Raw genomic sequence first — 20,708 nt, 5'->3', positions numbered from 1 at the left:
GAAGTTGAGAGTAGCTCAGTGTGACGGTTGCTGACCTCGACAACGAAGATGCTCAGCGCTACACCCAGATCCAGGCCGTGATTGCACAGCAGACTGAGATTCGGGAGCGGCAACAGGCTGAGCGTCTGCAGGTCCGACGGTAGTCACGATGGAGCGTCATGACTGCTGGAACAAGCGGCTCCAATCCCTCGTGGCGAGCTCGCGACACGCCTCTGGCGCGCCGCCAAAGCAAGGCGAGCAAACCTCCCTCATCCGGTCTTCGGATTCATAAGAGACCGGTTCACCATCCTGATTAAGTAGCACGCCATCCGCACCGATTAGCAACGCGTGTCCTCCGACCACATCGTGGGCGGACACGGGGACTAAAGATGTACCAACTAAAGCATCACCTGCAGTAGCGCGGGCAAGACGATAGGCTCCGCTGGGCATCGGTATGAAATCTGCTGGGGCACAGAACTCTGCGTTGAGCTCTGGTTTGCCGGCGGCGGCAGTGCTCACTAGCACTGCATTACCAGGCTCCAGCGTTAATCGGCCGAGTGGAGCGTGAACTGATTGCCCGTTACGCATCAGCCCCCTTTGCCCCTTTGCTCAATAGATACAGTCCTCACAGAGATCTGGCGTTATCGGCGCGTAAACGACCCCGAGAACTGGTTTTGCATTATGGAGGAGCCCAACTGAGATCGCGAACCAGGGATCTTCAGCAAGAAATCTCGCGTTCCATCATTTGGATCGACTACCCAGCAAAACTCATGGCCCGCCATGTGGGAACCGGTTTCCTCGCTCCGGAAGTCACAATTTAGGAGGTTGAGTAGGTCCAAACGTAGCTAAACTTCAATCTGGGAATCGATAACTGCCTTGTCCCCGTGTCCTCTAGGGCCACCGGTGCGATGCCATTCAGCGGACAGCAGTTCGCCGGCGCGATGAACCCTGTCAACAGCAGGGGTGAGCAAGTCCAAGACGTTCATGAAGGACCCCTTGCGTTTGTCGATCAACCCCTGAAGATTAATCGCTTTTGCCAAAAATGCTTTTGGAGCGGAGTCTGATAGTCGGAAGACAAAAACTTGATTGCTCTTGGTAGCTGAGCGATCAGTCGAGCGGTCGCTGGCAAGCTTGTGTCAATCTTTATTGTTTGCATGATCTGCTCGTATTCGATTCAGGCCATGGCGTGTGTCAAACTATATTATCTAAGTTAGGGTTGAAGAGAGCGCTCAAGCCCAGTGTTTCCAAGGGCTCTTTTGTCAAACTATATTCTTGCCAGCTAGCGCGCGTGCGTGCGTGTTGAACAAGGCAAAAAAGCCCGTCAGGGCTTTTTTGCTTTATGACCTGTTCGACCGGGCTGCGCCCAGAAAACGCTCGAACGTGTCATTCGCTCCGGTAAGTACCTCCGACCAGTCACATGCCGAGCCCTGCTGTTCGAGCTTCTGTAGAAAACTTGGCCACAGTCGCGTCGCGCTGCCATGGTTCAGATAGCGTAGCGGGGCAGACGGATTGGCGTCGGCAACGCGACGCGCCAGCACACGACCACCCAGGCGCGAGCCTTCGATCACATAAGCCGCGCCCCAGCTCCAACCGGGCGAGGGTGCCATGCCAGCCGGCGTCAACGGCGGTTCCGCGCAGCCCAGTGCCTTGAGGTCTGCGAGCAATGCTTGACGTCTGCAACGCAGCGGCCAGTCATCGAGCATCGTTTCGATACCGGCCTGCTCCAGCTCGATTTCCAGCGGAATGAGCACCTGTGCATGGGCCTGTAAAAAAGCGCGGTAGCCTTCGGGCTGATCCAGCCGATAGGCTGAAAAGGCCGCGTCGACGCGTTCATGTTGCGCCGCAGTGGCTGAGCGCAACTGATTTCGCAAAGTGTCCATCAAGCCGGGTAACTTTCCTTTAGGACCATGCTTAGCTTTCGCACCAACTGTTCCTCACGAAAGGGCTTCTGAATGATAGTCGAGCTGCCCATTCCCAGTTCGCCAAGCTCGGCGTAGCCGGTGATGAATACCACGGGCAACTTTGGGTAGCGAGACGAGACAGCTCGCGCGAGTTCACCTCCGTTCATGCCCGGCATCGCGAAGTCGGCTAGTACCAGATCCACTGCCGCACCTTGTTCAAGCAGCTCCAAGGCCGACCGACCGCCGTCGGCTTGCACTACTGCGTAGCCCAGGTTGCTCAGCATCTGTGCGGTTACTTCGCGCACGGCGGGGTCGTCATCGACCAGCAGTACCTTATGCGAGGCTTCGTCGATCGGCGTGCCCTGCTCATGGTCCGCTAGGCCGAGACTGCGTTCGGGGGCAGTCACCCGAGGCAGGTATACCCTCACTGTGGTGCCCACGCCCAGCTCGGTCTCGATGCGCGCCCCGCCACCGGATTGCTTGGCAAAGCCGAACACCTGAGCCAAACCGAGCCCTGAGCCCTTGCCGACTTCCTTGGTGGTGAAGAAGGGTTCGAAAGCTTTCTGCAGCACCTCGTCTGTCATGCCGGAGCCGGTGTCTTTGACCGAAAGCACCACGTATTCGCCCGGCCCAGGCTCTTCAGCACGTTCTGCTGGCGCGCTGATCACTGCGTTGTCGGTACGCAGGGTCAGGCAACCACCGGAGCCCATCGCGTCTCGCGCATTAATGGCGAGATTGAGGATGATCATCTCGATTTGCGTAGGGTCAACCAGCGCGTGCCATAGCCCGGCACGGGTATCGGTTTCGATGGTGACGGAGCCACCCAGGGTGCTGTGTAGCAGGCTCAACAGGCCGACCAGGGTGTCGTTGAGATCGACGGCCTTTGGGGCGAGTTGCTGGCGGCGTGCAAACGCAAGCAGCTGACTGGTCAAGGTTGCACCGCGCTCGCCGGAATCCTGAATGTACTGCAGGCGGCTGAGTGATTTGGCCAGCGGTGCGCCGCGTTCCAGATCGTTCTTGAGAAAGCTGGCGCTGGTGAGGATCACCGTCAATAGGTTGTTGAAGTCATGCGCGACACCAGCCGTAAGCTGGCCGACGGCCTCGAGCCGTTGCATTTGCTGCAGCGTGGCTTCGATGCGTTCGCGTTCTTTAATCTGCTCAGTGAGCTCGCGGTTGGCGTCGGCAAGCTTGTCTACCGCCGCTATTTCGCTGGTGATGTCACGTGCAGCGGCGTACATCATTCCGGCCTCAGGTACGGCGGTCCAGGACAGCCAGCGATAGCTGCCGTCACGATGCTGCATGCGGTTGACGAAGCGATCGGTGACGTTACCGCAGCGAATGCGTTCGGTCTCCGCTTGGGTCGCGCTGAGATCATCGGCGTGGACCAGTGACCATAGCGGTGTGTTGATCAGGTCTTCGCGCGGCCAGCCAAGCGCTTCTTCCCAGGCGGGGTTGAGTGCAATCACTGTGGTGTCGAAACGCATCACGGCGAGCAGATCCCGTGACAGCTCCCAGGTCCGGTCTCGTTCCCGGGTACGTTCTTCTACGCGTTCACCCAGGGCTATATTCATGCGTTTGAGCGCTTCGGTCGCCAGCCGCTGCTCGGTGACGTCCATCACTACACCGATGAAGCGCTTGCACAGGCCTTCATCGAAAAACGCTTGGCCACGGGTTTCAAACCAGCGAACCTGACCGCTTTCGAGCATGATGCGGTAGTCGGTGGTGTACTCCTTGTCGCCCTTGTCGATGCTGATCGCTTCCCACACGTGTTCGCGCATGCGCTGAAGGTCGTCGGGATGGCACAGCGACTCGAAGACATGGATATCCACAGGCGCACGATCGGCCAAGCCGAACATGGCGCGGCAGCGACGATCGAGAACCAGCCTGTCGTGCTGTGGATCGTAGTCCCACATTCCGAGCCCCGCAGCGTCGATCGCCAAACGCGCCCGAACTTCCACCTCGCGCAGCGCCTCCTCTGCGCGCAACCGCCCGCATCGCTCCTGGACCTCGCTCAATGCCCGCTCGACAGCCTTCGGAAGAAAGCCGAGGTTTTGCTTGAGGACATAGTCCACGGCGCCGGAGCGCATCATGTTCACAGCATGCTCCTCGCCGAAGACTCCGGAGAGGAAGATGAACGGAGTTTCGGGTGCGAGCAGCCTGGCATCCTGCAGCGCCAGGCTGCCGGAATAACCGGGGAGAATGAAGTCGGAAAGAATCAGATCGAAGCTTCGGCGTTGCAGGGCTTCGACAACACCTGCCTGGTCGAAAACCACTTCGCTATCGATACCGTAGCCGCTTCTTTCGAGCGTGACGAGCGCTAGTTCAGCGTCGTGCGGGCTGTCTTCAACAAACAGGACGCTGATAGGTGTTGTCGCCGGCATAACCATCCTGTCGCGGATACCGCACTACTTGAAAGGAGTTCTGCTTTGGAGCCTTAAGCATGAGCGTTTAGCCCGGCTCCTCACTGTTCTTGCGATCCCGAAGTTGGCGCTGCAACCGCAGTGATCCGGGTGGCGGCTCATTCAGCACGGCCCAGAAAATCCCCAGATCGGAGATGGCGGCGACGAAATCTCGGAATTCGACCGGCTTGACCACGTAAGCGTTCACTCCGAGTTCGTATGCTCGAACCAGGTCGGGCTCTTCACGGGACGATGTGAGCATCACCACAGGAATGCTGCGCAATTCTGAGGTGTCCCGAACGTTCTTCAGCACCTCCAGGCCATCGACTTTTGGCAGTTTCAGGTCCAGCAGGAGCACAGCTGGATTGCCATCGGCGCGGCCTGAGTGGTCCCCGCGGCGGTGCAGGTAATCCAGGGCCTCGGCGCCGTCGCGCATGACAATGACGTCATTGGCCAACTGACTGCGCTCAAGCGCCACCAATGTCAGCTCGAGATCGTGTGGATTGTCCTCGACCAGCAAAATCGGTTTGAGCATTTAGAGTCCCGTACTAAATGGGTGAGGCGTAGGTAAGTCTGGGGAGCGAAAAGAAGAAGGTTGCGCCCTGGTTAACCTCGCCGTTGGCCCAGACCTGACCATCATGGCGTTCGATGATCCGGCGCACGCTGGCCAGACCAATACCAGTGCCTTCGAATTCTTCCATGCGATGCAGACGCTGAAAGACGCCGAACAGTTTGTTGGCGTACTGCATGTTGAAACCCACGCCGTTGTCGCGGACATAGACGATGATTTCCTCAGCACGCTCTTCAGCACCGACCTCGATGGTCGCGTGCTCGCGTTTGCGGCTGTACTTGATCGCGTTCGAGATCAGGTTGCGCAACGCCATGTGGATGAAAGCAGCGTCGGCGACCACGATCGGCATAGGATGGACCCGCCATTCTATTTCGCGACCTTCACAATCGGGTGCCATTTCCTGACGAATGGATTCAACCAGCGCGGAAAGATTCACATCGGACAAGCGCAACGCGGCGCGACCCATCTGGGAAAAGCTCAACAGATTGTCGACCAAGGTTCCCGCAAAGCGGGCCGCGTCGCCGATGTTGTCGAGAAAGCGCAAGCCACGTTCGCTGAGCTTGCTGCCTTCGAGCTCTCCAAGTAGCTCGGCGTACCCGGCAATGTGTCGCAACGGCGCACGCAAGTCGTGCGAGACGCTGTAGGAGAAAGACTCAAGCTCCTTGTTGCTTTCGCGCAATTCTCCAGCCAGTTGGGCCATTTCTTCGGCCTTGCGCAGAACGATACCGAGTACCGCTGTGCGCAACTCCAGCGCTCCCTCCAGCTCTACCTGCTGCCAAGGTGTCGCGAAACCACGGACTGTTTCCCGCCAGCTTTCAAAGCTGTGACGCGGCGAAAGACTGCCCTGACTGTCGATCCGCTTCTCTGGCTGTCCAGCCCAGTTGACTGTCTTGATTTGTTCGCGTCGAAACCAGATCAGGTAATGCGGATGCAGACGGGAGATAGAGATGGCCAGCAAACCGGCGCAATGCTCGGCAAGCTCGGGAATGGCCGGGATGTCGCGGCTGACACAGTCGGTGCTGAACACCAGTTGCTCGCGTTGCTTCGACAGCCACTGGGTCAGGCGCACAAGCAAGGCGGCTGGCGGCGTCTCGCCAATCGGTTCGGAGTGCTCGCCGGAGACAATCGCGCCGCCGACCGCACCGGCGAACTCCAGCACGACCTGTGGCAGACACTTGAAGCCTTCAATGACGCTGTCACGGTCTGCCATGGAGGAAAGCATCTCGACGATCTGCCGTCGCAGTTCGAGCTTGCGTTGCGCCAGGGTCGCCGCTTCTTTGGCTTCGATTTGCAGCGACAGAATGCGACCCAGCAGTTCGCAGGCTGTACGGGTATGATAGTTGACCTGGCGAGGCTCGGCGTCGTGGCAGGAAATCAGTCCCCAGAGGCGCCCCTGGATGACGATGGAGATCGACATCGAGGCCAACGTGCCCATGTTGCGCATGTATTGCAGATGAACAGGCGACACGCTGCGCAGCGAGGCGAAACTCAAGTCCAGCGGCTCCCCGTCAAGGGTGAGCGTGGGCACGATCGGAGAGGGTTGGTAATTGGCGTCCTGGATCACGCGGATCAGGTTGTTGCAGTAGAGCTGGCGCGCTTGCGGCGGGATATCCGAGGCGGGAAAACACAGACCCAGATAACTTGGATAGCCGTCGTCAGCCTGCTCTGCCAATACATGGCCGTTGCCCTGGGCGTCGAATCGATAGGCTTTGACCCGACCGAAGCCGGTGATGCGCTTGACCTCATGAACAGCCAGTTGGCAGATGTACTGAAGGTCTTGCGCCTCCTGCAGCTGTACGACGAAGGTCCGCATCAGCGGGTATAGCTTGTCGTATGCCGCGCTTGGGCTACCGGCCGATTCGAACTCGACGATCAGCTTGCCCTTGAAACGGTGCGCCATCAGGGCTAGCGGCGGATGGTTGCTGCGGCCCGGCAAGTTGAAATTGATGTCCCGCAGGTGAAGAGGGTTGTGGTCATCATCGGCTAATGAAGCCAACCCTTCAGCGAAACCGCATTCACCAATAAGGTCGGTCAGCGGCTGTCCCAGCAGCGCCTGCGCATCAACACCAAGCCATTCACGCACGTTCTCGCTGGCCTGGGTAATGGTCAGCTGGGGCTCGCTGAGCACCAGCAAAAAGCCATGAGGCTGAATGCTGCCGGGGATATGGATCGGCTCATCACCGCACTGGGCGATCGCCTTGGCGAGCGTGTCTAGATCTTCAATGGATGCCACAATTTCTCCTGTCCACCCCGTTACGGGCTGATGGCGACGAGCAGGCACCAATTGCGGTTGCTACCTAATGGTCTGAGACTGCAAGGCGGACCGTTCATTACCTGCGATACCTAGCGGTGCGCCATTTTTTCCAAACGGCAAGTACTTTAGCGCGACTGGTACTGGCTAGCCAATGCGCGGGCTTGTATAAACGCGCATTCTCAAGACCGTCGAAGGGGGACCGTCATGGAAGAAGTAATCGAGCAGCTGCGAGAGCTAAACGAACCGGTGCCGGTGCCACTGGAGTTGCCGGACGATGACCGGTTGGTCGAGGTTGAGGAGGAGTTGCTGATCAACCTTCCGTTTGGCCTGCGCGAGTTTCTGCTGACAGTCAGCGACGTGGTCTATGGACGTCTGGAGCCCGTGACAGCTTCTGATCCGCAAGCGCATACCTATCTGCCCGAAGTGGCCGCGAACGCCTGGGACGCCGGCGTGGAGCGAGACTTGCTGCCCATCTGCCAGGACGGGCCTGACTTCTACGTAGTGGATCTTGAAGGTGAGGTCATGCTGTTCGACGGCAGCGAGCATGAGATGACTGACGAAAGCTGGGAGTCGGTCTGGCATTGGGTACGCGACGTTTGGCTGGAGAGCTGATGCGCCGGGTCACCGTTTCGCCGCGCGCGAGGCCCGAAGCCCATCGCTGCTTGCAGGATTGCCGGCAGTGTCACGCATGGTGACCCTCGGCAATCTGTTTATCGTCTTGGTGCTGCTCAGCATCGGCGCCTGGCTGTGGCATTCCTATGGCATTCGCGAGCGGGCGCTGAGGGCGGTGCGGCAACACTGCAAGAAGATGGATGTAGAACTGCTTGACGGCAACGTAGCCTTTCGCCGACTCGGGTTGATCCGTGATACACGTGGCCAACGCCGCTTTGCACGGGTATATGGCTTCGAGTTCACCGTAACCGGGGAGCATCGCCATCAGGGCAGCATCGTGATGTTTGGCGGTCGTCCGGGCCCGATCGAAATGGAGGCCCATCCGTTTCCTGCTCGTCAGGATTCTGGCCAGGTGATTCAGATGGACGACTGGCGCCGCCGCGACGATTGAGCTGCTAGGTCATAGTCGACAGGCGACCACCGCGTCGTGCAGTTTTTTTTCATCCTGGGGCTCGGCGAAAATCAGTTCCAGGCGAGAATCCTTGCGCCATTCGCTGGGGTTGAATGCCAAGGTCCGGCCATTCAGCGCGTTGAGCGATTGCCAGCCCTGCGGACCCTGCATGACCAGCTTCGCGCGGCGCCAGTCCAGCGATTCCAGCCATGCCTTTACCTGCTGCAGATCGAAGCGCTGGCTTGGGTGCCAGCGCCAGCCGATGCTCCAGCCATCGGCGTTACCCTGGCTCTGGCACAGTGGTTGACGCGGGTCCAGCCAGACACTGCCGAGGCTTGCCGTTAAAGAGGGCAGCGATGATGGCGCTGTTTCAGCATTTCCTGCGTGCTGGTCGATGCCGGGCAGCTTCCCGAGCGGCAGCTGTCCATGTTGTGTCCAGCAGACCGGTATCGACGGCAGCAGCGCTTGAAGTGCAAGCCGTTCGGTTTGACCCAGGCGATCGCTCTTGTTTATCACCAACAGACCACAACGGTTCATTGACTGCTGCTGGCTCTCCGGAAGCGGTTCGCCGCGTAGCAGCCCCGGCCCGTCGACGACTGCCACGCAGGGCTGCACAGCGAGCACGCCGAGCCAGGGTGCGCGTGAGAGTTGATCAAGCAGCTCGGCGGGATGACCCAGGCCGGAGGGTTCGATGAACAGCCGGTCCGGCTTCGTCTTGCGCAGCAGCCGGCTCAAACCCACCTGGAAGGGCACACCGTTTACGCAACACAGACAGCCGCCGGCGACCTCCGCCAAGCTGACGCCTGAGTCGTCGGTGGTCAGTAGCGCAGCATCAAGTCCGATCTGTCCGAACTCGTTGATCAGCACCGCCCAGCGCTCAGTGGCAGGGCGTTGCGCCAGCAGCGCACGTATCAGGCTGGTCTTGCCGGCGCCGAGTGAGCCGCTGATGAGGTGTGTCGGGATATTGGAAAGCATGGCGTTATGGTGCGCATTCTACTGAACGGAGGAAAGCGGTTTTCAGACCTGCATGCTAGAGTCGCGGCGTTCGATCCGGAGGGACTGGTGATGCGTTCGCAGTATGGGCTGCTGTTGATGGTAGGGCTTTGCGCCGAGGCGCTTGCAGAAGGCTGCATCGTTCATAGTCAGGATGATCGGATCGAAGTAAAAATCTGTCAGGAGAATCGCAGCATCCCTGGCGAGCTCTTCCGCAGCGGATTCTGCCAGCCAGCCCTCAAGGACCAAAAGGTCGAGGTGACCTTCGTTGAGCAGTGTCCGACTGGCGCCTTTGGCATTTGCCGCAACGCCCAGGTTTCGAACATGCCATATCGCCAGGACATCCACTACTACGGCGTCGCCAGCGATGCCCGTTACCTGCAACCTGCGTGCGAACAGAACAGTGCGGGTGAATGGGTCACCGAGTAATCGCAAGTCTTGCGTCACGTTCCACGTGAAACGCCGCGCTGGTTAGCGCTGAGGCTTCAGTGCGCCGCAGTCCTCACCAATCCACTGACCGCGTGACTGCATCCGACTGGTGCCCTGTTGCTCGCCCGTGGTGTAGGTGGTCTCGATGGTGCTCGCTACCTCCCGCTCGCTGATGACCTTGGTCTCGCCCTGGCCTTTTGCATCCGGACATTCGAAACGGAATCGCCACAGGCTTTCCGTTTGTTCAAGAACCTCTTGCTTGCAACCTGGCTCGTCCTGAAAGGGCAGCTTGCGTGATTTGACCTGTGCTTCGCTCAGACAGATGCGGACGCCCCCGGAGCCCAGCTCAACGCCCTGTTCGGCGAGCATGCTCTCCATCATTTTGCGCTGCTCGGGAGGCAGCTGGTTCATCTGCGCCAACATTTCGGACATGCCAGGCATCTGCATGCCGTCGACGACCAGTTTCTCGCTACTGAACTCCCAAAGCCCGGGGAGTAGCTGCGCTGCTTGAACGGGGAGAGAGGCGGCGAAAAGCGCAGCTACGGTGAGTCTGGTGATGGGGATCATTACAGTCTCCTGCGATGGGAATGCTGGAAGACTAGCCGAGAACTTGCATACGGTGGCGATGAAGGTCTGTTCAAGTTCGCCAATGCTGGGGTGTGAGCTGGCGCAGCGAAAGCAGAGGCGGAGCTAAGGTGGCCGGCATAGCAGTTGAAACGCCGGCCGAGGTTTAGCTGGAGCCGTCCGCCGAGGCGGTACAACTCCAGAGTTCCAGCGCGGGCTGGGCCGCTTTTGGCGGGCCTAGCCATTCGCTCAAGGCGTGGCAACGCTGGTCGAAACACAGTTGGTAATCCCCTGCTTCGGGGGTTCGCCCCACTCGCAGCGGTTGCAACGGCGGCATCTGACGCTGGTAGTGCCAGGCCCCGTCACGCAGTTCGGCGCCATCCGGGATTTCCATCCCGGCACCTGAACCCTTGACCCTCGCTTCGCCGAGCAGCAGCCCGTCCGGCGTCACGCGGTAATCCTCTTCCCAGCGGATCTTCTCGATGGTGTGGTTCCAGGCCAGGGTGAAATCGGTGACGGGCACCTGCGCCCACACCGCCCCGGCCACCCCCAAACAGAGTCCGATCACGCCAGTACTGGTCCGGCACGACGCGCGCGCACGATGTGCTGAGCCAGCAACAGGATCCCAATCCCGAAGCCGATCTCATCGGTGATCGGCATGGCCATGATCAGCGTCGCGCCAGCGGCAAACCCAAGCACACGCTCCCACCAGGCGAGCGGGCGCTGCAGGTAGCCAATCGTGGCGATGCCCCAGAGCCCAATGGCGAAGGCGGCCTTGATCACCATGTAAGCGGTCATCCACAGGCTGTCGCCCTGCATCATCAGTGAGGGGTTGTAGACCGCCATGAACGGCACCACGAAGCCGGCAACGGCGATGCGCACCGCCCACATGCTGATCTTCAGTCCGGTTTCCTTGGCGATCGGCGCCGCCGCGAAGCATGCCAGTGCCACGGGCGGCGTGAGGTCGGCGAGGATGCCGAAATAGAACACGAACATGTGCGAGACGAGCAGCGGAACACCGAGGTCCAGCAGCGCGGGCGCGGCGATCGAGCTGGTGATGATGTAGTTGGGGATGGTCGGTATGCCCATGCCCAGCACCAGGCAGGTCAGCATGGTCAGAATCAGCGAAAGGAACAGATTGTTCTCACCGACCGCGAGGATATAACCGGCAAAGGTCGAGGCCACGCCGGTCAGCGAGACCACACCGATGATGACGCCAACCAGGGCGCAGGCAATGCCCACCGGTACCGCATGGCGTGCGCCCTCGACCAGCGCGTGCAGGCAGACCACCAGGGTGTCGCGTCCGCCTTTGATGAACCAGCAGATCGCCACCAGCACCGCGATGACCGCGAAGATGACCCCGATACCGAGTTGGAAGAATCCGGCACAGAGCACGCCCAGTGCGATCCAGAAGGCGATGCGCAGGCCGAATGACGAGACCCTGAGGATGATTGCCGAGCCAAGGATGACGATCGCTGTCAGCGCCAGGCCGACCATTCCTGAGAACAGCGGCGTGCGTCCGGAAAACAGCAGATAGACCAGTACACCCAGCGGAATCAGCAGGTACCAGCGCTGCTTGACCGCGGCCATTGCGCTGGGGCACTCCTCTTTCGGCAGGCCTTTGAGGTTGGCGCGCTTGGCTTCGAGATGAACCATCCAGAACACCGAGCCGAAGTACAGCAGGGCTGGAATCAGCGCGGCCTTGGCGACTTCGATGAAGGGCACGTTGATTGTTTCGGCCATGATGAACGCCACGGCGCCCATCACCGGCGGCATCATCTGGCTGCCCATCGAGGAGGTCGCTTCGACACCGCCCGCAAAAGCGGCCTTGTAGCCGAAGCGTTTCATCAGGGGGATGGTGAACTGGCCGGTGGTCACCACGTTGGCGACGCCGGAACCGGTGATGGTGCCCATCAATGCCGAAGACACCACCGAGACCTTGGCCGGACCGCCCAGCTTGTGGCCGAACAGGCCCATGGCGAAGTCGGTGAACAGCTTGATCATCCCGGCCTGCTCAAGAAAGGCGCCGAACAGGATGAACAGAAAGATGTAGGTGGCCGAGACGTAGGTCGGCGTGCCGTACAGACCTTCGGTGCCGAAGGCGAGCTGGTTGACCATCTGGTCGATACCGTAGCCACGGTGCGCAAGATCCCCGGGCAGATACTGTCCGAGTAGCCCGTAGGCGAGGAAGATGGCGCAGATGATCGGCAGGGCGATGCCCATGACCCGGCGGGCCGCTTCAAACACCAGAGCGATCAGCAGGACGCCGACAGCGAAGTCCAGGGTGGTGAGGTCACCGGAGCGCTGGATCAGATCAGCTTCGAAATACCACTGATAGAACGCCGTGCCCATGCCGGCCAGGGCCAGTACCCAGGCCAGCGGCTGCCATGGGCGACCCTTGCCAGCAGCGGGAAAGTACAGAAAAACGACCATCAGCAGGAAGCCGACATGCCCCGCCCGCAGTACCTGGCTCGATACCGGGTGAAACGCCGCCATGACAATCTGGTAGATGGAAAACAGCAGGGCCACATAAAACAAAGCTTTTGGCCAATCGGCTGCGCTACCTGCCAGGCCTTCCTCTTGTTGTAGTTCGCTCATGAATTGCCTCGAGCCGATAAAGCGTGGTCGCGTAGAGCCGCTAACAAAACCTGCCGTGATTACACGCTGGTTTTACTAGCGCCTCTTCAGATTCGGATTGGCGAGCCGCAAGCGTCAGCTCCGACGCCTGCGGTTCAGGTTGGGCAGCACATGGGCTGCCCAGGGCGTAATCAGAGTACGCCGGCTTCCTTGTAGTAACGCTCGGCACCCGGATGCAGCGGGATCGGCAGCGCCTTGGTCGCGTTTTCCAGTTTGATGTCCTTGGCAGCGGAGTGCGCATTGCCCAGCTGATCGAGGTTCTCGAACAGCAGTTTGGTCATCTGGTAGGCAATGTCATCCGGCACGTCCGAATGGGTCACGAGGATGTTGGTGATGGCCACGGTCGGCACATCGGCTTCTTGGCCGTCATAGGTTCCTGCCGGGATCTTGGCCGCTTGGTAGGCATCGTTGCCGATCTTGGTGACCACGTCTTGCGGGATTTCCACGTAGTTCAGCGGCATGGTGGAAGCCAGGTCGCGAATGGCCGCCATGCCCAGTCCGGCGGACTGCAGGGTCGCATCCAGCTGGCGGTTCTTGATCAGTTCGACGGACTCGGCAAATGGAAGGTATTCCACCTTGCCCATATCTTCGTAGCTCAGGCCTGCAGCCTTGAGGATGGCACGGGCGTTGAGTTCGGTACCGGATTTCGGCGCGCCGACGGAGAGCGACTTGCCCTTCAGGTCAGCCAGCGTCTTGATGCCGGACTCCTTGCTGGCAACGATCTGGATGTAGTTCGGGTAGCTGCCGCCGATGGCGCGCAGTTTCTTCAGGGGCGCCTTGAAGCCGGCGTCCTCGACGCCATTCCAGCCGTCGGCCACGGAATCGCCGAGGGCAAAGCCCAGCTCGCCACGGCCGGCTTGCAGCAGGTTAAGGTTTTCGACCGAAGCCTTGGTTGCCTGCACGGAGGTTTTCGCGCCGTCGATGCCTTTGCTGTACAGCTGGGATATGCCCACTCCGATCGGGTAGTACACACCGCTGGTGCCGCCCGTGAGGATGTTGATGAAGGTCGGGGCAGCGACTGCGGCGGTGCTGGCCGTAAAGGCTGCTGCGGCAGCGAGCAGGCTGAAGCGTTTGGTCAATCTCATGGTGTCTCTCCGTTTCGTTGTTATTGGTCTTGCAGAACTGACGATAGACGATCAGCTACTGCAGCCAGGGCTGCATGCAAGGACAAGAAAAGGGAGACGGCGTCGGACGTGCTTTCACGGAGGAAGGCAGAAGCGCTGTGCGGCTTTTCTTGTCATTGGTCGTCGCATCGGGCAGATCAGACCAAGCACGAGCTGTGCCATAAGCGCTGAAGGCTCTGTTCCAGCCTTTCCGAACCGGCAGCCTGTCGCCATTGGCAAGAAGTCGCTCATGATTAAGGGGGTATCGGCGGATTCTTGCCGATCACTGCAGATGCTAGCGGCGAACCCTTAAGCCTGACTGGCGTCGCAATGAGGTGAATTCACCGCGAACGAGACAGGGCAATGGCCAGCGAAATCAGTGCGAAGCAACTCGGGATCGATATCAGTCAGGGCGAAGGCGATCTGTTCAAGTGGTTCATCGCCAGCTTCCTGTTCGGCAAGCGCATCCAGCAGGACATTGCTGCCGACGCCTATCGTGTCATCGTCGAAAAGCACAAACGCGACACGCCGAGAAAGATCGGCAACTGCAGCTGGCAAGAGCTGGTGGACATGCTGGGGGAGGGTCACTACGTGCGCTATGACGAATCGACCGCCGAACGGCTGCTCAAGCTCTGCGACAAACTCAATAGCGAATACGGCGGCAAGCTCGGCAACATTCGCGAAAGGAGCAAGGACCGCAAGGACCTGAAGAAGCGGCTGGGCGAGTTCGAAGGAATCGGGCCGAAGACTGTGGAAATCTTCATGCGCGAGGCGGAAAAGGTCTGGTATTGAGGCGTGCCGACCGGGAGCGCTTGCGCTGAGAAACGATACGGCTAGAGTGGAAGCCCCGAATTATGCGTGCGGCAATCCTTGCAATCAGCTTGCTCCTTCCTCTGTTGGCCTCGGCCGGCCCTGCGCCGTATTACCAATGGCAGAGCAAGGCCGATGGCACAGTCATTTGTCGCCAGACTTCGCCGGGGCATGGCTGGGAGCTTCTCAACGGGCAGCCTTTTCGCGACCTCAACTGCAGCATGCCGGCCGGCCGCATAGATCGGCCCAACGCAGTGCCGGGCTTTCATCCGCAACCGGGCCGATGAAAGCCTTTAGCGGTCGATGATGCGCAGCAGCTTGTCGACCGTCTCTTGAAGATCGCCTGAATTGTCCAGCAGGAAGAGTTCGTCCAGCGAATCCTCGAAACGCGCATTACGCGCCAGCCGCGCCTCGATCTGCTCGGGTGTCTCGCGGTTGCGCTTGAGCAGGCGTTGGCGCAGTACCTCCGGCCGCACGCTGAGCAGCACCACCAGCAGGTCCGGATAACGCTGGCGCGCCCGCTCCAGATAGCCACGCGATCCGTTGACCAACACATCCTCACCGGCGGCCAGCCACTGGTCGATCTGGATCGGGATGCCATAGGCCAGCTCGTTGGCGCGCCAGCTCATGGCAAAGGCACCGGCGCGTTCCAGGCGGTCAAACTCGTCATGGGTGACGGCCTCGGCGGACTCGCCCACAGCCTCGGCCGAGCGGGTAATGACCCGCCGTGCGATTCGAACGCCGCGCTTGGCCAGGGCCTCGCGTGCCGCATCGAGCACGCTGTCCTTGCCCGAACCGGAGGGGCCAATGAGGTAGATCAACCTGCCTTCCATCAAAATCCTCGGTAACCTTGCATCTGTGAAGCCAACGCTGCAGCCTGCCAGATTTTCGCCGAGCCTTCTCATTATCTCGCCGCCCGCGATACCTAAACCCCAGATCCCGCAACCCACATGTTCGACCTGACTGCCTACCTTGGCCTGTTTGGCGCCGCCTTCGCCGCGGCCACGCTGGTGCCCGCTCAGTCCGAGGCTGTATTGGTCGGGCTGTTGCTGCATGGCGGTTATTCAGCGACGGGGCTGCTGCTGGTGGCCACGCTGGGCAACGTGCTGGGCTCCTTGGTCAACTGGTTGCTCGGCCGCTCCATTGAACGCCTGCGCCACAAGCGCTGGTTTCCGGTCAGCGAGCAGCAGCTGGAGCGTGCCCAGCGGCGTTATCACCGCTTCGGTCGCTGGTCACTGCTGCTGAGCTGGGTGCCGATCATCGGCGACCCGCTGACAGTCGTCGCCGGTATGCTGCGGGAGCCGCTGTGGAGCTTCCTGTTGCTGGTAACGCTGGCCAAGGGTGGCCGCTACTTGCTGCTCGCCAGTGTGACGTTGGGCTGGTTCTGAGCGCCGCTGTACTCAAATCGTTAACCTCAGCGTAACGAAACGCCTCCGCGCTTGATTGATGACCTCCCGTTCATACTTCTACTGTGCGCTCCACATAGCGGAAAACCTGTGGAGTCAGCATGACAACAACAATCTCCCCACCGCCGCAGTGGTCGCGCCGCCGAGCCGAAAAAGCTCGCCGTGTCGATCAGGTGCGCAGCCTTGCCGACGGCGTGGTGCTGCCGGGCGAGCGGATCGTCGAGGCCCTGGAACTGCTGATCGCCCCTGGTGATCGGGTGGTGCTCGAGGGCAACAACCAGAAGCAGGCGGATTTCCTCTCCCGTTCGTTGGCCAAGGCCGACCCCGGCAAGCTGCATGACCTGCACATGATCATGCCGAGCGTCAGCCGCGCCGAGCACCTGGATCTGTTCGAACGGCAGATCGCGCGCAAGCTCGACTTCTCCTTTGCCGGGCCGCAGAGCCTGCGCATCAGCCAGCTGCTGGAAGACGGCCTGCTGGAAGTCGGCGCCATCCACACCTACATCGAACTCTACTCGCGCCTATTGGTGGACCTGATCCCCAATGTCGCGCTGGTGGCCGGCTTCCAGGCCGACCGCCACGGCAACATCTACACCGGCCCCAGCACCGAAGACACCCCCGCACTGGTCGAGCCGACCGCCTTCAGCGACGGCATCGTCATTTTCCAGGTCAACGAGATCGTCGACGAGCTGCCGCGCGTGGACATCCCGGCCAGCTGGGTGGATTTCGTCGTGGTGGCGGACAAGCCGTTCTACATCGAGCCGCTGTTCACCCGCGACCCCCGCCACATCAAGCCGGTACACGTGTTGATGGCGATGATGGCAATCCGCGGCATCTACGAAAAACACAACGTGCAGTCGCTCAACCACGGCATCGGTTTCAACACCGCCGCCATCGAGCTGATCCTGCCGACCTACGGCGAATCCCTCGGCCTGAAAGGCAAGATCTGCCGCAACTGGACGCTCAATCCGCACCCGACGCTGATCCCGGCCATCGAGACCGGTTGGGTCGAGAGCGTGCACTGCTTCGGCACCGAGCTGGGCATGGAGAACTACATCGCCCAGCGTCCGGACGTGTTCTTCACCGGCCGCGATGGCTCGATGCGCTCCAACCGCATGATGTGCCAGCTGGCCGGGCAATACGCGGTGGACCTGTTTATCGGCGCCACCCTGCAGGTTGATGGCGACGGGCATTCCTCCACCGTGACCCGTGGCCGCCTGGCGGGCTTCGGCGGCGCACCGAACATGGGCCACGACCCGCGCGGTCGCCGTCATCCGACCCCAGCCTGGCTGGACATGGCCATGCCCGGCGGCGAAGCCCCGGTGACGATGCTAGAGCGCGGCAAGAAGCTCGTGGTGCAGATGGTCGAGACCTTCCAGGAAGGCGGCAAACCCACCTTTGTCGAGCAGCTCGACGCGGTCGAGGTGGCGAAGAAGAGCGGCATGCCGCTGGCGCCGATCATGATCTACGGCGACGACGTCACCCACCTGCTCACCGAGGAAGGCATCGCCTACCTGTACAAGGCTCGCTCGCTGGAGGAACGCCAGGCGATGATCGCCGCGGTGGCCGGCGTCACCAGCATCGGCCTGCGACACAACCCGAAAGACACCGAGCGCATGCGCCGCGAAGGCCTGATCGCGCTGCCGGAAGACCTCGGCATCCGCCGCAACGACGCAAGCCGCGAGCTGCTGGCGGCCAAGAGCATCGCCGAGCTGGTCGACTGGTCCGGTGGCCTTTACAGCCCGCCTGCTAAGTTCAGGAGCTGGTGATGAGCGCACTCATTGCAAGACAGGCGCAGCCGACACTGGCCGAGCGCCTGGCGGACCTGGCAGTGCAGGTGCTGATCGACGAGGCCGATCTGTCGCCCAAGCCGGGGCTGGTCGACCGGCGCGGCAGTGGCGCCCATCAAGACTTGCACCTGGGGCTGATGCACGCCTCGGCGCAGTCGCTGTGGCCGGCCTTCGCCGCCATGGCCGATGCCGCGCGGAGCGAAGGCCGGGTCAGCCAGGCGCTGCGTGAAACCCTCGGCCAGCTGGGCCGCGACGGCGAAGCGGAGATGCTGCGCGTCACCGCCGGGGTCAACACCCATCGCGGCGCGATCTGGGCGCTGGGGTTGCTCAGCGCGGCGGCGATGCTGGAAGGCGGGGCTTCGGCTGGCGAGATCGCCGCCAGCGCGGCCGCCCTGGCGCGGCTGGACGATCCGGCCGCCCCTTGCAACCCGGACAGCCATGGCGCGCGCGTCTGCCGTCGCTACGGCGTGCTCGGCGCCCGCGAGCAGGCGCAATACGGCTTTCCTGCGGTCATCGAGCGTGGCTTGCCGCAGCTGCTGGCCAGCCGCCGCGCTGGCGCTGGCGAGCAGAACGCCAGGCTCGATGCATTGCTGGCGATCATGAGCACCCTGACCGACACCTGCGTGCTGCACCGCGCCGGTCTTGAAGGGCTGAACCGCATGCAGGCCGGCGCCCGCGCCGTGCTCGACGCGGGGGGGGCCGCGAGCCTCGCCGGTCGCCGCCAGCTGCGCGCACTGGAAGGCGAGATGCTGTCACTGCGAGCCTCGCCGGGCGGCGCCGCCGACCTGCTCGCCGCCACCTTATTCCTCGACCGTTTGACGCCTTCGCTGGCGCCGACTGGGAGCTACTGAACATGGAAACCCTGTCTTTCGAATTCGCCGCCGGGCAACCCGCCCGCGGCAAGGCCCTGGTCGGCGTGGTCGGCTCGGGCGATCTGGAAGTGCTGCTGGAACCCGGCCAGGCCGGCAAGCTGGCGATCCAGGTTGTCACCTCGGTCAATGGGGCCGAACAACGCTGGAAGAGCCTGTTCGAGCGGATGTTCCGCGAGCAGACGCCACCGGCATTGAACATCGATATTCACGATTTTGGGGCCACGCCCGGCGTAGTGCGTCTGCGTCTGGAGCAGGGACTGGAGGAGGTCGGCCATGACTGATGTGTCCGCTAACACCGTGGCCCGTTTACTCGAGTCGCGCAGCTTCGTAGAACTCGGTGCCCGCCAGCGTGCCCGCGCACTGCTGGACGAAGGCAGCTTCCGCGAACTGCTCGACCCGTTTGCCCGCGTCACCTCGCCCTGGCTGCCGAAGCAGGGCATCGTTACCCAGGCCGACGACGGCGTGGTGGTCGCCAAGGGCACCATCGACGGCCAGCCGGCGGTGATCGCCGCCATCGAAGGCGCCTTCCAAGGCGGCAGCATGGGCGAAGTCGGCGGCGCGAAGATTGCCGGCGCGCTGGAACTGGCTGCCGAAGACAACCGCAACGGCATCCCGACCCGCGCCGTGCTCCTGCTGGAAACCGGCGGCGTGCGTTTGCAGGAGGCCAACCTGGGCCTGGCCGCCATCGCCGAGATCCAGGCGGCCATCGTCGAGCTGCGCGACTACCAGCCGGTGATCGGAGTGATCGCCGGTTCCGTCGGCTGCTTCGGTGGCATGTCCATCGCCGCCGGGCTGTGCAGTTATCTGGTCGTCACCCGTGAGGCCCGCGTCGGCCTCAACGGCCCGCAGGTGATCGAGCAGGAAGCGGGCCTCGACGAGTACGACTCGCGTGACCGCCCGTTCATCTGGAGCCTGACCGGCGGCGAGCAGCGCTACGCCTCGGGTCTGGTAGACGCCTACGTCGCCGACGACACCGATGCCATCCGCGCGCAACTGCACGAACTGTTCGCCCTCGGCAAACCCGTTCAACCGCGCAGCCGCCGCCACGCCTGGTTCCTCCAGCGCCTGGCCGACGTCGACACCCGCACGCAGCTCGATGCCGCCGCCGTGCGTGCCCTCTACGAAGGAGATGCCCAATGAGCCGTGGACTGAACTGGTTGCAAGCCCTGGCCGGCGGTCAGGTACTGGCGGGCTATCCGGCCTCGGTGAAGGTGGTCGACGGCACGCTCGGTGAGCGCGCCGCCCGCTATATCGCCGTGGTGCCGGACGCCGAGAATCCCTTCCCGCGCGCGCGCAATGGCGAGGTCGGTCTGCTCGAAGGCTGGGCCCTGGGCCAGGCGCTGGACGAGGCGATCGCCGCCGATCGCGACAAGGCGGACAAGCGTGTGCTGGTCGCCGTGGTCGATGTGCCGAGCCAGGCCTATGGCCGCCGCGAGGAGGCGCTGGGCATTCACCAGGCGCTGGCCGGTGCGGTGGACGGCTATGCCCGTGCGCGGCTGGCCGGGCATCCGGTGATCGCGCTGCTGGTCGGCAAGGCCATGTCCGGCGCCTTTCTCGCCCACGGCTACCAGGCCCAGCGGATCATCGCCCTGCGCGATCCGGGCGTGATGGTGCACGCCATGGGCAAGGCCGCCGCGGCGCGCATCACCCTGCGCAGCGTCGAGGAGCTGGAAGCCCTGGCCGAATCGGTGCCGCCAATGGCTTACGACATCGACAACTACGCGACCCTCGGCCTGCTCTGGGAAACCCTCTCGGTGGACAGCATTGAGCAGCCCTCGGCGGACGACCTGCAGCGTGTACGCGACTGCCTGAACAAGGCTGTGGCGGACATCGGCGGCAGCTGCGATCTGCGCGGCCGTCTCGGCGCGCCGAACCGCGAGGCGTCGTCGCGGGTGCGCGAGCTGCTGCGCGCGCAGTGGTAGCGAACACCTGACGCG

General features: G+C 61.9%; 23 protein-coding genes. 12 read left to right on the top strand and 11 right to left on the bottom strand.

From position 1 onward, the window contains the following. Positions 1-20: 20 nt before the first annotated feature. On the top strand, positions 21-143 hold the full coding sequence (locus AAGW23_RS03175) for a hypothetical protein (RefSeq protein ID WP_342404904.1): 123 nt from the start codon (positions 21-23) through the stop codon (positions 141-143). 445 nt (positions 144-588) lie between these two features. Here the strand turns inward: AAGW23_RS03175 and AAGW23_RS03170 are convergent, their stop codons facing one another. From AAGW23_RS03170 to AAGW23_RS03150, 5 genes are all read right to left on the bottom strand, one after another. Next, entirely contained in the window at positions 589-681 is a 93-nt protein-coding gene (locus tag AAGW23_RS03170) for a hypothetical protein (RefSeq protein WP_342404950.1), read from the bottom strand. A gap of 635 nt (positions 682-1,316) precedes the next feature. Next, entirely contained in the window at positions 1,317-1,859 is a 543-nt protein-coding gene (locus tag AAGW23_RS03165) for a biliverdin-producing heme oxygenase (RefSeq protein ID WP_342404903.1), read from the bottom strand. Beyond that, complete coding sequence (locus AAGW23_RS03160) at positions 1,859-4,261, bottom strand: hybrid sensor histidine kinase/response regulator (protein ID WP_200640194.1); 2,403 nt, start codon at positions 4,259-4,261, stop codon at positions 1,859-1,861. Before AAGW23_RS03160 ends, AAGW23_RS03165 begins: the two co-directional genes overlap by 1 nt. Before the next feature lie 67 nt (positions 4,262-4,328). Beyond that, positions 4,329-4,814: a response regulator gene (locus AAGW23_RS03155; protein WP_200640193.1), complete on the bottom strand. Its 486-nt coding sequence runs from the start codon at positions 4,812-4,814 to the stop codon at positions 4,329-4,331. Positions 4,815-4,827: 13 nt separating this feature from the next. Beyond that, positions 4,828-7,083, bottom strand: coding sequence for an ATP-binding protein (locus AAGW23_RS03150; protein ID WP_342404901.1), 2,256 nt, complete (start codon positions 7,081-7,083; stop codon positions 4,828-4,830). Positions 7,084-7,308: 225 nt separating this feature from the next. Between AAGW23_RS03150 and AAGW23_RS03145 the strand changes: the two genes are divergently transcribed. Together AAGW23_RS03145 and AAGW23_RS03140 are read left to right on the top strand one after the other, a co-directional pair. After that, positions 7,309-7,716: an SMI1/KNR4 family protein gene (locus tag AAGW23_RS03145; RefSeq protein WP_200640191.1), complete on the top strand. Its 408-nt coding sequence runs from the start codon at positions 7,309-7,311 to the stop codon at positions 7,714-7,716. Between the two features lie 76 nt (positions 7,717-7,792). Then, positions 7,793-8,167 (top strand): DUF3301 domain-containing protein, encoded by a 375-nt coding sequence (locus AAGW23_RS03140; RefSeq protein WP_200640727.1) that lies wholly within the window; start codon positions 7,793-7,795, stop codon positions 8,165-8,167. 9 nt (positions 8,168-8,176) lie between these two features. Here the strand turns inward: AAGW23_RS03140 and AAGW23_RS03135 are convergent, their stop codons facing one another. Beyond that, positions 8,177-9,142: a CobW-like GTP-binding protein gene (locus AAGW23_RS03135; RefSeq protein WP_342404900.1), complete on the bottom strand. Its 966-nt coding sequence runs from the start codon at positions 9,140-9,142 to the stop codon at positions 8,177-8,179. Between the two features lie 90 nt (positions 9,143-9,232). On the opposite strand from AAGW23_RS03135, the gene AAGW23_RS03130 reads away from it, so the two are divergent. Further along, entirely contained in the window at positions 9,233-9,589 is a 357-nt protein-coding gene (locus tag AAGW23_RS03130; protein ID WP_200640723.1) for an NADH:ubiquinone oxidoreductase, read from the top strand. Positions 9,590-9,631: 42 nt separating this feature from the next. Here AAGW23_RS03130 and AAGW23_RS03125 read toward each other — a convergent pair whose 3' ends face one another. From AAGW23_RS03125 to AAGW23_RS03110, 4 genes are all read right to left on the bottom strand, one after another. Then, positions 9,632-10,156 carry a DUF3617 domain-containing protein gene (locus AAGW23_RS03125; protein WP_200640189.1) on the bottom strand — a complete coding sequence of 175 codons (525 nt, stop codon included), beginning with the start codon at positions 10,154-10,156 and terminating at the stop codon, positions 9,632-9,634. A gap of 163 nt (positions 10,157-10,319) precedes the next feature. Beyond that, positions 10,320-10,721, bottom strand: coding sequence for a DUF1850 domain-containing protein (locus AAGW23_RS03120; RefSeq protein WP_200640188.1), 402 nt, complete (start codon positions 10,719-10,721; stop codon positions 10,320-10,322). Next, positions 10,718-12,751, bottom strand: a complete 2,034-nt coding sequence (locus AAGW23_RS03115; RefSeq protein ID WP_200640187.1) for a TRAP transporter permease — start codon at positions 12,749-12,751, stop codon at positions 10,718-10,720. The genes AAGW23_RS03120 and AAGW23_RS03115 overlap by 4 nt, the downstream gene beginning before the upstream one ends. Before the next feature lie 170 nt (positions 12,752-12,921). Continuing rightward, a complete protein-coding gene (locus AAGW23_RS03110) occupies positions 12,922-13,875 on the bottom strand; it encodes a TAXI family TRAP transporter solute-binding subunit (RefSeq protein WP_200640186.1) in 954 nt (317 codons plus the stop codon). Positions 13,876-14,256: 381 nt separating this feature from the next. Here AAGW23_RS03110 and AAGW23_RS03105 point away from each other — a divergent pair, with 381 nt between their 5' ends. Together AAGW23_RS03105 and AAGW23_RS03100 are read left to right on the top strand one after the other, a co-directional pair. Continuing rightward, on the top strand, positions 14,257-14,685 hold the full coding sequence (locus AAGW23_RS03105) for a DNA methylase (protein ID WP_200640185.1): 429 nt from the start codon (positions 14,257-14,259) through the stop codon (positions 14,683-14,685). A gap of 62 nt (positions 14,686-14,747) precedes the next feature. Continuing rightward, entirely contained in the window at positions 14,748-14,990 is a 243-nt protein-coding gene (locus AAGW23_RS03100; RefSeq protein ID WP_234484686.1) for a hypothetical protein, read from the top strand. A 6-nt stretch (positions 14,991-14,996) separates the two neighbouring features. On the opposite strand, the gene phnN is transcribed toward AAGW23_RS03100, so the two are convergent. Beyond that, on the bottom strand, positions 14,997-15,536 hold the full coding sequence (phnN, locus tag AAGW23_RS03095) for a phosphonate metabolism protein/1,5-bisphosphokinase (PRPP-forming) PhnN (RefSeq protein ID WP_200640184.1): 540 nt from the start codon (positions 15,534-15,536) through the stop codon (positions 14,997-14,999). 117 nt (positions 15,537-15,653) lie between these two features. Here phnN and AAGW23_RS03090 point away from each other — a divergent pair, with 117 nt between their 5' ends. From AAGW23_RS03090 to mdcE, 6 genes are all read left to right on the top strand, one after another. Further along, positions 15,654-16,091: a YqaA family protein gene (locus AAGW23_RS03090; RefSeq protein ID WP_200640183.1), complete on the top strand. Its 438-nt coding sequence runs from the start codon at positions 15,654-15,656 to the stop codon at positions 16,089-16,091. Positions 16,092-16,210: 119 nt separating this feature from the next. Continuing rightward, entirely contained in the window at positions 16,211-17,878 is a 1,668-nt protein-coding gene (gene mdcA / locus AAGW23_RS03085; RefSeq protein WP_200640182.1) for a malonate decarboxylase subunit alpha, read from the top strand. Beyond that, the gene (locus AAGW23_RS03080; RefSeq protein ID WP_342404897.1) at positions 17,878-18,750 is read left to right on the top strand and encodes a triphosphoribosyl-dephospho-CoA synthase; all 873 of its coding nucleotides are present in this window, start codon (positions 17,878-17,880) and stop codon (positions 18,748-18,750) included. Before mdcA ends, AAGW23_RS03080 begins: the two co-directional genes overlap by 1 nt. Positions 18,751-18,752: 2 nt before the next feature. Next, positions 18,753-19,052, top strand: a complete 300-nt coding sequence (locus AAGW23_RS03075) for a malonate decarboxylase subunit delta (RefSeq protein WP_003281886.1) — start codon at positions 18,753-18,755, stop codon at positions 19,050-19,052. After that, positions 19,045-19,911 (top strand): biotin-independent malonate decarboxylase subunit beta, encoded by an 867-nt coding sequence (locus AAGW23_RS03070; protein ID WP_342404891.1) that lies wholly within the window; start codon positions 19,045-19,047, stop codon positions 19,909-19,911. The genes AAGW23_RS03075 and AAGW23_RS03070 overlap by 8 nt, the downstream gene beginning before the upstream one ends. Continuing rightward, on the top strand, positions 19,908-20,693 hold the full coding sequence (gene mdcE, locus AAGW23_RS03065; protein ID WP_342404890.1) for a biotin-independent malonate decarboxylase subunit gamma: 786 nt from the start codon (positions 19,908-19,910) through the stop codon (positions 20,691-20,693). The genes AAGW23_RS03070 and mdcE overlap by 4 nt, the downstream gene beginning before the upstream one ends. The last annotated feature ends 15 nt before the right edge of the window (positions 20,694-20,708 follow it).

The sequence above is a fragment of the Stutzerimonas chloritidismutans genome, from assembly GCF_038562055.1.
GTDB lineage: Bacteria > Pseudomonadota > Gammaproteobacteria > Pseudomonadales > Pseudomonadaceae > Stutzerimonas > Stutzerimonas chloritidismutans_A.
This window is presented reverse-complemented; position numbering and strand designations above follow the sequence as displayed.